The following is a 9,129-nucleotide window of genomic DNA, read 5'->3' as shown; positions in this document are numbered from 1 at the left end:
ATAAATTGACCTGTATAACTCCTTACCAAGGTTTCCTTTTAACATTTTAAAACGGTACTTCGGAGTCCAAACAATATGATATTTGCAACGCCAATAAACATGTGATGAACTTCTATAATCGCCCATGCTTTTCGTTTCCTCTTACTTGTGGTGAATAAGAAGTCTCTTTTAGCATGGGCGTAATTCAGGCTATAGCCTCAAGGAACAATCACCACCGCCAGAGGCGGTGGTTTTAGGATGACAATAAAAAGGAGCAGTCGCTCCTTTTTATTTACCTAATGACCGACCAGAAGCTATTTTCTTCTTTAGAATCAATCCAAGCGCCAAAAATTTGAAGCGTCAAAAAACTGGTTTTATCCCTAAATTTACGCCATAGTATGATGCAGATGTTAATTTAAGGTAAATGATTAGCAGCAGACATTGACGAGTGAATTTGACCTTCTAATGATGCATGGCTAATCCTTTAATTTATTGGGCTTAACAGCCGGTTAAGCCTAATAAAAAACGGTTATAAAGGCATAATAATGTAAACGTCACAATCATTATTTATCATGCTTAATCAAACAATTAAATCATAATAGCTATGCAAGTGTACAAAGGATTTGTGGCCTCATGGCAAGACTGATACTCACCCTAATTTGTGTTATTTTGCCCACTGCAATACAGGCAAATACCATTTATAAATGCCGTAAAGATGACAAAATTGTCTTTAGCCAAACCGCTTGTCCGCAGGAATTTAGCCAACATAAAATCGAATACCAGTTAGGGATAACGACTGAAGTAGACTCTGATAAAAGAGACATTCCTGTCGATCCCTTACACACTCTACTGAATAGTCGAACCATTTCTAAAGAAAAATTATTGCAGTTACTCGACGGCGAGATATATCGTCTTAAGCAGGAAAATAGCTATTTTGAAATCCTGCGCGCCAGTGAATTGCAGAAATTAGAACGTAAGCGTTATTGGCAAAATAAAGAGAAAACCGATCCTGAATACATTAACGAGATGGACGATATCAATACTCGCTTCAATGCGTTAACTGTGAGTAATAACAGCGCGATGCAACAACTGCAAGACCGTAAAAGCCAAATCAGTACAGAAGCATTCCATGAAGAGTTAAAAGAACCAGAAAAGCACTGATCTCGCATAAAACAGTAGTATTAATCTTTTCTCTACCCCATTAAGGAATTCAATCATAATAATGGTTAATTTTCCGCTCACAGTAATGTCCCTTTGTTTAACCTAGGATTCATTACCGCAATGACAAGAAGCCTGTTGTTGCACACAGGGTAAATGACATAGGTTGCTACAGTTAATTAAACTCCTCAGCAGTTTCTCGCTGGCACAAACGCGTGCTTTTTTATCAAGAAAATGCAAACGCGATAGTCGATGTATTTCCCTTCACTTGTTATTGCATTGTTTAAAAACAAATACTCGCTTCACAACAAATACGACTTAACTACTAGGACAACTAGACTAGACCCCTTAAATAAAAACACGTCAATAAACATATAAAATCTATTTAATCAATACGATATAAATACAGCTATCATTTACCTTCCGTTAATCCTTTCTAGAATAAATACCCGTTTGGCCAATTGCGACATATTAACGGGACTCGTATCTTCAGGTCTGAATTTGGGATGCAAGTTGCTTTAAGCAGCCCAAGCTATTTGATGCAAGGAGTCACCCGTGCCAAATACCTCTATACGCTTTTTGGTGCCGCTGATCTTGCTCTGTAGTTGTATGACTTCAGCACAAGAGCTGAATGTCAACGAGTTACCCGTAACCCTTCAGGCATTACTGGAACGTTCCGGTCGCGATAACCTTATCGAGCTGGTTCAACAAGGCACTGCCAACCAAGGATTACTGTTCCAGTCAGGCAGCGATAACAAGGCCGATGTAACACAAGTGGGCAATGATAACGATGCGCTAATCACACAGATTGGTTCAAACAATGAAGTCCAGCTACTGCAAGTCGGCGGTCAAAATACGGCTTCAGTGACACAAATTGGCAATGACAATCTCGTGCAACTGAACCAACTAGGAAGCGGCAACTTTTCGATTCAACAGATTGCGGATGGTGCTGCAATCTCAATAACTCAATATTAAACAGGGAGCGTCACATGAAATCACAAGCTAAAAAATCACTTATTGCTTTGGCCATTGCAACAGGTTTAAGCGGTCAAGCTTTTGCTGCCAGTACAGTGAGTGAAATTAGCGTAGTACAGTCAGGCCAAGCCCAAGACACTTTAGTCTCACAAACGGGTGGCCTTAACGCTGCAGCGGTTGTGCAAACAGGTACAGCTCAAACCGCAACCGTCATCCAAGATGGCGTGTGGCATGAAGCGGCTATTAATTCAACGGGTGTTGATAACAAGGTCCAAATAACGCAACAAGTTGACTGGCATGTGGCAAGTGCAAGTGTTGTAGGTGACAACAACAATGTAAATGTGTCGCAAGATGGTTTCTTTAACCAAAGCAGTAGCGATGTTACTGGCAACGATAACACGGTATTCGTTAACCAATTAGGCGAAGTCAACGAAAGCCAAGTTGAAATCACTGGCGCTGAAAACAGCGTGTTTGTTGAGCAAGAAGGCGACGCAAACTTTGCAGTTTTTCGCGTTGAAGGCAGCAACAACGACGGTAAAATCACACAAATCGGTGACAACAACCAAGCGGGTTTAATTGCCCTTGATTTAACCGCTAACGTGGGTAACAACAACGACGTTTCTGTTAATCAAGCGGGTAACAACAACTTTGGCGCGGCTAAGGGTATTGCAGGCGACAACAACAAAGTAGACATGGTCCAAAAGGGTGATAACCATGTAGGCTTCGTTTACGCACTGGCGGGCAGCAAAAACGATATTTCAATGGATCAAAAAGGTAACGGCAACACGGCTTATCTTGCGATGACTACGGGTGATGACAACAGTGTCGATATTACCCAAAATGGCAGCGGCAACACTATCGGTGATACGTTAGTGGCCGATATCCAAGGTGATGATAACGATATTACTATCACTCAAAAAGGCGATGTCAACGGTGCAGAGTTCCAAGTATGGGGCGATAGCAACGACGTTGACTTGAAACAAAAAGGCGATGCGAACTTCGCAACCTTTGGTGCATACGGCACAGATAACGACTTCGATTTATCTTCTAAAGGCGATAACAACGAAATCATTGCCTTCGCTGATGGTGAAGATAACAGTATTGAAGTTAGTCAAGAAGGTGATGAGAACTTTGCTTATGTAGATGCCGTGGGTAGCGATAACGAAGTTGATGTTGAGCAAGATGGCGCTGAGAACGAAACATTGATTTCTGTTGCTGGCAACAACAATGCCGATGTCAGCGCACTTCAAAGTGGCGATCTTAACGTTATTGACCTGATTATTGAAGGTGATGAAAACACCGCGCAAATTACTCAATCAGGTAACGGTAACTGGGTAGGCGGCGATAACGACACTTCATTTGCATCAAATTCATTTGGCGTTAGCGGTGACAATAACAGCCTGTCAATCACTCAAACGGGTAATGACAACTTAGTGTTAGGTTCTCAAGCAGGCACTAACAACAGCATCAACGTGAACCAATCAGGCAATATGAACGTTGCCACTGTAGTGCAATACTAGTCAATACTGTTAAACCACCACAGCTAAACTCTTTGGTGGTGGTTTATAAAAAGGGTGTTAAACAAAAAGCGGGAATGTTTAAATAAACATTCCCGCTTTTCTATGTTGATATGCTAGTAATCATTAACATTAACCACTCACAGCGAAAAGCTAACGACCAATATCTTTAACTGACTAACTGCACAGCTCAAAGTGAGTTTGATAGGTTTGCGCCCAACGTAAAAGCTCAACCCGATTACGAGACTGGGTCTTGCGGAAAATAGAAGAAATATGCGCCTTCACTGTATGTTCGCTGATACATAACCTATGAGCGATTTCTTTATTTCTCGCACCACTCGATACGAATTGAATGATAGTGCGTTCACGGGATGTCAGCATCTGCAGCATAGCCACAGTATCAGAGGGCATTTCATTATTACCTTCTAACTTTTGTACGACACGGCGGAACATTTTGCTTAGCAAAGTTCTATCGTACCAAAGTTCCTCTGCCACCATTTTACGTAAACCCGTTAACATCAGATCCATACGTTGATCGGCAAATAAAATACCTCGAATGCCGAGTAACATTGCAGATTCTTGGTCTAAGGAGTCTCGCTCAACTTGATACAGCGCCACAGGAAAATGTGACACTAATCGCGAAGCTAACAGAGGTATCCCTTTGTTATCTAATGCTGAACCTTTTTGGGTGATCAGATAAAAACTACGGCGACTCTTGTCTAAATCCAGTTCAGCCGCATGCTTTACTATACGCGTTTTCAAACCTATGGATTCAGCGAGTAACGCTAAATGACATGGCGCGGCCATTTGGTGTAAAAAAACCAATTCATTAATTGTGCTCAATGACTCTCCTCCCTGAAAAGTATTCTCTATTGCAAAATGGTATGTTTGACTCGTCTTTTTAGTTAGATTTTTCAACATTCCATTAACCTAGTTAATTCTGACTAGTTAACGATTGAAAAACATCACCCAAATGTACTATTCCCTGTTTAATGCTAGTAGGTTCGACTAACTCACCACAATAAAATGGAATAACAGTCAAAAATACCGTTTTACTTGGCCAACGCCCAGCACCTAATACTTTCCAACTATGACGTTATCAACCCAAAGTTGCAATACAAAGAAAACACAATAACAACACTAAAGTATGACAACTCAATGTCATCACACTCACACCATATATTTCAGGGAAGAAAGTCTTACAACTCAAACAGAGAGCATCATCCACTTTTAGCCGCTAAATCCTCTGCTTGAGTCTCGCGATTTGTTTATCTTGAAAACGAGACAGTAAAGCTAACGCGACAATTGCGCCAATGAGGGCAAGAAACATGTCGGATTGGGTATCCCATACATAGCCTTGAGTCCCTAAAAAGGCTTCAGCCCCTTCGCCGGTTGCCACGGCAACCCACCATTCGATCAGTTCATAAAACGCCGAAAATGCGAGCACAAAACAAGTAGCAAGAAACGCGCACCAAGCCCCAGGTTTGACAGCTTGATTACGCAACATAATTTCACGGGCGAGCATGGCTGGGATAAAACCTTGCGCAAAATGACCCACTTTATCGTAATTATTACGTTCTGAACCCATCCAATCGGCAATCGTGTCGAATAACGGCACTTCAGCGTAAGTATAATGAGCACCTACAAACAACACACAGCAGTGTATTAAGACGAGAAAATACACTAGAGGTGTTAGTGGAAAACGTTTGCGAGTAAAGAATAAAATCGGTACAGCAATCAATGCAGGTAAGGCTTCGAGCCACCATGTGAAAGGATCTGCGGGTTTTATCGCCGACCACACCAAAACTGAGAGGTAAATACCGCACCATGCGATTTTGTTATTCAATGTTTCTTCCTCTTATGCGATATTGTTCTAAATTTAGAATATTAACTTTAGCCATCTAGCCCTCCACACTGAGCAAAAAAAGTGCTACTTTGGTGGGTGAAGGTTGTGAGCATATCATAAGAAACATTTCTATTAATTAGAGGGTACCCATATCATGGCGAAACATTCGCTGGACAAGGATAAGATCAAGATCCTGCTGTTGGAAGGCGTCCACCAATCTGCGGTCGATGTATTTGAACGTGCGGGATACACCAATATCGAATACCACAAAGCTTCCTTAAGCGATGAAGCCTTACTTGAGTCCATTAAAGATGCGCATTTTGTGGGACTTCGTTCGCGTACCCAATTAACTGCAGAGGTGCTGAAACGTGCCGAGAAGTTAATCGCGATAGGATGTTTCTGTATTGGAACCAACCAAGTTGACCTTGCCACCGCCGAATCCCTTGGTATCCCAGTATTTAACGCGCCATTCTCAAACACTCGCAGTGTTGCAGAACTAGTGATTGGCGAAATCATTATGTTGATGCGGGGTATCCCTGAACGCAACGCTATCGCTCACCGTGGTGGCTGGATGAAAACCGCAGCGGGCAGCTATGAAGTGCGTGGTAAAACCTTAGGTGTGATTGGTTACGGCCATATTGGTACTCAGCTTGGCATTCTGGCGGAAACCTTAGGTATGCGCGTCGTGTTCTTCGATATCGAAGACAAACTGCCGCTAGGTAACGCACAACAAGTCCATTCGTTGGAACTCCTATTAGCACAAGCTGATGTGGTTAGCTTACATGTCCCTGAAACTCCACAAACAAAAGACATGATAGGCGCTGCCGAGTTTGCAGCAATGAAAAAGGGCAGCATCTTTATCAACGCATCACGCGGTACTGTAGTCGATATTGAAGCTTTAACCGTTGCGTTAAAAGAACGTCACCTCGCAGGTGCCGCAATCGATGTGTTCCCCGTTGAACCACAATCGAATGACGATGAATTTATCAGTCCTCTACGCGGTTTAGACAATGTTCTACTCACGCCGCATGTCGGCGGTAGCACGGCCGAAGCCCAAGAAAACATTGGTATCGAAGTCGCGGGTAAGCTCGCTAAATACTCAGACAACGGCTCAACCGTTTCTGCGGTTAACTTCCCTGAAGTGTCATTACCAACGCATAAAGGCACCTCGCGCTTGCTGCATATTCACCAAAACCGTCCGGGCGTGTTGATCAAGATCAACCAAGCCTTCTCGGAAAAAGGCATCAACATCGCCGCCCAATATTTGCAGACCACCGCAGAAATTGGTTATGTCGTGATGGAAGTAGATACAACTCAAGCGGAAGAAGCCTTAGTTGAACTCAAAGCCATTGAAGGTACATTACGTACCCGCGTGCTGTTTTAAACTTTAAACTCCACTCGCTTTAAGCCTATCGACTAAAGCACACATATTAAGGCGCACAGATCATTCACAGATATGTGCGCCTTATGCTTTTGAGCCAACTGGAATTCCGTTACAATCTAGCCTCTCACATCGTCTTCATTTTCAGGATCTCGCTATGACTATTTCAGTTTCTACGCCCCATTGGGATCTGGACGCTACCTTGCCTCCACTTATGCTTGCCAACTTATCTCATTTGGGCCTCATCAAAGTCGTTGGAGAACAAGGCCGCAGTTTTATCCATGGCCAAGTGACCACAGACATCAGCTCATTGGCCACAGATCAATGGCGCTGGGGCGCGCATTGCGATCCTAAAGGTAAAATGCTGGCCAGTTTCAGAACCTTTGCCATTCAAGATGCACTCTTTATGTTGATGCCAAAGGATGCCATCGAAGTCGATTTACCCCAGTTACAAAAATATGCCGTGTTTAGTAAAGCCACCCTAAGCAATGCATCCGCTGAGTGGACTCTGCTCGGGGTTGCCGGTGAACAGGCAAGCCAATTCGTGAACAAACATTTTGGTGACATTCAGCAAGAGCTCACACTCATTGAAAATGGTGCGATTTTAAAAGACGCTGAACGTTTTATTTTAGTATTAACACCAGATGCCGCAGCAGCTTTAGTTGCGCAATCGGAACTGAGTGTATTTGACGCCAGTGCATGGCAAGCGTTAGAGATTGCAGCAGGTTACCCCAACCTTGCCGCCAGCCATGCCAGCCAGTACGTACCGCAGATGTGTAATCTACAAGCGGTTAACGGTATCAGCTTCAACAAGGGCTGCTACATGGGACAAGAAACCATAGCGCGAATGAAATATCGCGGTGGTAATAAACGCGCCCTGTATATTTTGCGCGGTCACACCAATCTTCAAATCAACCTAGCATCAGGCCTTGAAATCGCGATGGAAGACAGTTTTCGCCGTGGCGGTCAAATCATTGAGTTTGTACAGCGCGGCAACCAAGTCTTGTTAACCGCCGTACTTCCTAATGACACGGCTAATGATACTCAACTACGTTTTGCCGACGATGAACAATCACATTTAACGATCCAAGCCCTGCCTTACTCATTAGATGAAGCATAATACTTTGATTTAATATGATTAGTATAAAATATTGAAGCAGAATAAAGGCGCCAATGGCGCCTTTATCTTAGTCAATGCACTTCGAGCATTAATTTTCTAAATAAGTATCTCGAATAGCAATTGCTTCTGGCAGGATTTGCTTGAACTCCTCCACAAGCTTAGGATCGAAATGTTTTCCCGCTTGATTTTCAAATAGCTCCATAGTCGCTTCAATCGTCCAAGCCTGCTTGTAAGGACGCTGGGACGTCAACGCATCGAACACATCCGCAATCGCGGTGATACGCCCTTCAAGGGGAATTTCTTCGCCTACCAAGCCATTGGGGTAACCTGAACCATCCCACTTCTCATGGTGAGTTAAGGCGATACGGCGGGCCATTTGCAATAACGGATCGCTATGTTCACCAATAATTTCTGCACCTATGGCGGCGTGCTGCTGCATAATTTCCCATTCCTGCGCATCAAGTTTCCCTGGCTTTTTCAGCACAGCATCGGGCGTACCGATTTTACCAATATCGTGCATAGGCGCCGCATTAAAAATCAAGTCACAAAAGGTTGTCGGTAAGCCGAGCTTTATCGCTAATATACGGGCGTAATGGCTCATACGCACAACATGTAGACCCGTCTCGTTGTCTTTGTATTCAGCGGCACGACCAAGACGACGGATAATCTCGAAACGGGTTTCTTCTAATTCGTGGGTACGAACTTTAACTTGTTGTTCAAGTAGACGTTTTTGATCATAGAGCGCAAGATGCGTTTTAACCCGCGCTTTAACGACAGGCGCACTGACAGGCTTAGTAATGTAATCCACCGCGCCCAATGCAAAACCTTGGGCTTCATCAGCAATTTCAGATAAGGCGGTCACGAAGATCACCGGAATATGGCTGGTCAGCGGCTCTTGCTTTAGCAGCTTGCAGACTTCATAGCCATTCATACCTGGCATCATGACATCGAGCAGAATTAAGTCGGGCCGCGATTTTGTCACTAACGCTAATGCCCTTGGCCCATCGATCGCCACTTTGACTTTGTAATCATCACCTAGAATACCAATCAAAATATCGATATTCTCAGGTGTGTCATCGACGACTAATATTGTTGCTTTTTCCATTAACAACTCCACTCAATGTCACGCATTATAAATTCGCGCTACCGCTTT

The 9,129-nt window shown here is 43.5% G+C and carries 9 protein-coding genes; 5 read left to right on the top strand and 4 right to left on the bottom strand.

All coding sequences use genetic code 11. The features are described from left to right. A partial coding sequence (locus tag L5M49_RS22320; protein WP_263142520.1) for a transposase occupies window positions 1–126 on the bottom strand: 126 nt, incomplete at its 3' end. Between the two features lie 486 nt (window positions 127–612). Here L5M49_RS22320 and L5M49_RS22315 point away from each other — a divergent pair. The 3 genes from L5M49_RS22315 to L5M49_RS22305 all read left to right on the top strand — a co-directional run bounded on the left by L5M49_RS22315 (window position 613) and on the right by L5M49_RS22305 (window position 3,632). Continuing rightward, complete coding sequence (locus tag L5M49_RS22315; protein ID WP_263198134.1) at window positions 613–1,140, top strand: DUF4124 domain-containing protein; 528 nt, start codon at window positions 613–615, stop codon at window positions 1,138–1,140. A 552-nt stretch (window positions 1,141–1,692) separates the two neighbouring features. After that, window positions 1,693–2,112 carry a curlin gene (locus L5M49_RS22310; RefSeq protein WP_131525368.1) on the top strand — a complete coding sequence of 140 codons (420 nt, stop codon included), beginning with the start codon at window positions 1,693–1,695 and terminating at the stop codon, window positions 2,110–2,112. Window positions 2,113–2,126: 14 nt separating this feature from the next. Next, the gene (locus L5M49_RS22305) at window positions 2,127–3,632 is read left to right on the top strand and encodes a curlin (protein WP_263207151.1); all 1,506 of its coding nucleotides are present in this window, start codon (window positions 2,127–2,129) and stop codon (window positions 3,630–3,632) included. A gap of 174 nt (window positions 3,633–3,806) precedes the next feature. Here L5M49_RS22305 and L5M49_RS22300 read toward each other — a convergent pair whose 3' ends face one another. Then, the gene (locus L5M49_RS22300; RefSeq protein WP_014611267.1) at window positions 3,807–4,472 is read right to left on the bottom strand and encodes a helix-turn-helix transcriptional regulator; all 666 of its coding nucleotides are present in this window, start codon (window positions 4,470–4,472) and stop codon (window positions 3,807–3,809) included. A 394-nt stretch (window positions 4,473–4,866) separates the two neighbouring features. Then, entirely contained in the window at window positions 4,867–5,475 is a 609-nt protein-coding gene (locus L5M49_RS22295; RefSeq protein WP_105251516.1) for a DUF2238 domain-containing protein, read from the bottom strand. A gap of 154 nt (window positions 5,476–5,629) precedes the next feature. Here L5M49_RS22295 and serA point away from each other — a divergent pair, with 154 nt between their 5' ends. Together serA and ygfZ are read left to right on the top strand one after the other, a co-directional pair. Continuing rightward, entirely contained in the window at window positions 5,630–6,859 is a 1,230-nt protein-coding gene (serA, locus tag L5M49_RS22290; protein ID WP_105251515.1) for a phosphoglycerate dehydrogenase, read from the top strand. 154 nt (window positions 6,860–7,013) lie between these two features. Next, complete coding sequence (ygfZ, locus tag L5M49_RS22285; RefSeq protein WP_212600467.1) at window positions 7,014–7,976, top strand: tRNA-modifying protein YgfZ; 963 nt, start codon at window positions 7,014–7,016, stop codon at window positions 7,974–7,976. 88 nt (window positions 7,977–8,064) lie between these two features. On the opposite strand, the gene L5M49_RS22280 is transcribed toward ygfZ, so the two are convergent. Then, window positions 8,065–9,081 (bottom strand): two-component system response regulator, encoded by a 1,017-nt coding sequence (locus tag L5M49_RS22280; protein ID WP_028759378.1) that lies wholly within the window; start codon window positions 9,079–9,081, stop codon window positions 8,065–8,067. Window positions 9,082–9,129: the final 48 nt, after the last annotated feature.

This window comes from Shewanella sp. SM74, from assembly GCF_025653725.1.
Lineage (GTDB): Bacteria > Pseudomonadota > Gammaproteobacteria > Enterobacterales > Shewanellaceae > Shewanella > Shewanella oncorhynchi.
This window is presented reverse-complemented; position numbering and strand designations above follow the sequence as displayed.

Coding starts and splice junctions, on each gene's coding strand:
- L5M49_RS22315 (WP_263198134.1), top strand. CDS start 613: ATGGCAAGACTGATACTCACCCTAATTTGTGTTATTTTGCCCACTGCA.
- L5M49_RS22305 (WP_263207151.1), top strand. CDS start 2,127: ATGAAATCACAAGCTAAAAAATCACTTATTGCTTTGGCCATTGCAACA.
- serA (WP_105251515.1), top strand. CDS start 5,630: ATGGCGAAACATTCGCTGGACAAGGATAAGATCAAGATCCTGCTGTTG.
- ygfZ (WP_212600467.1), top strand. CDS start 7,014: ATGACTATTTCAGTTTCTACGCCCCATTGGGATCTGGACGCTACCTTG.
- L5M49_RS22280 (WP_028759378.1), bottom strand. CDS start 9,081: ATGGAAAAAGCAACAATATTAGTCGTCGATGACACACCTGAGAATATC.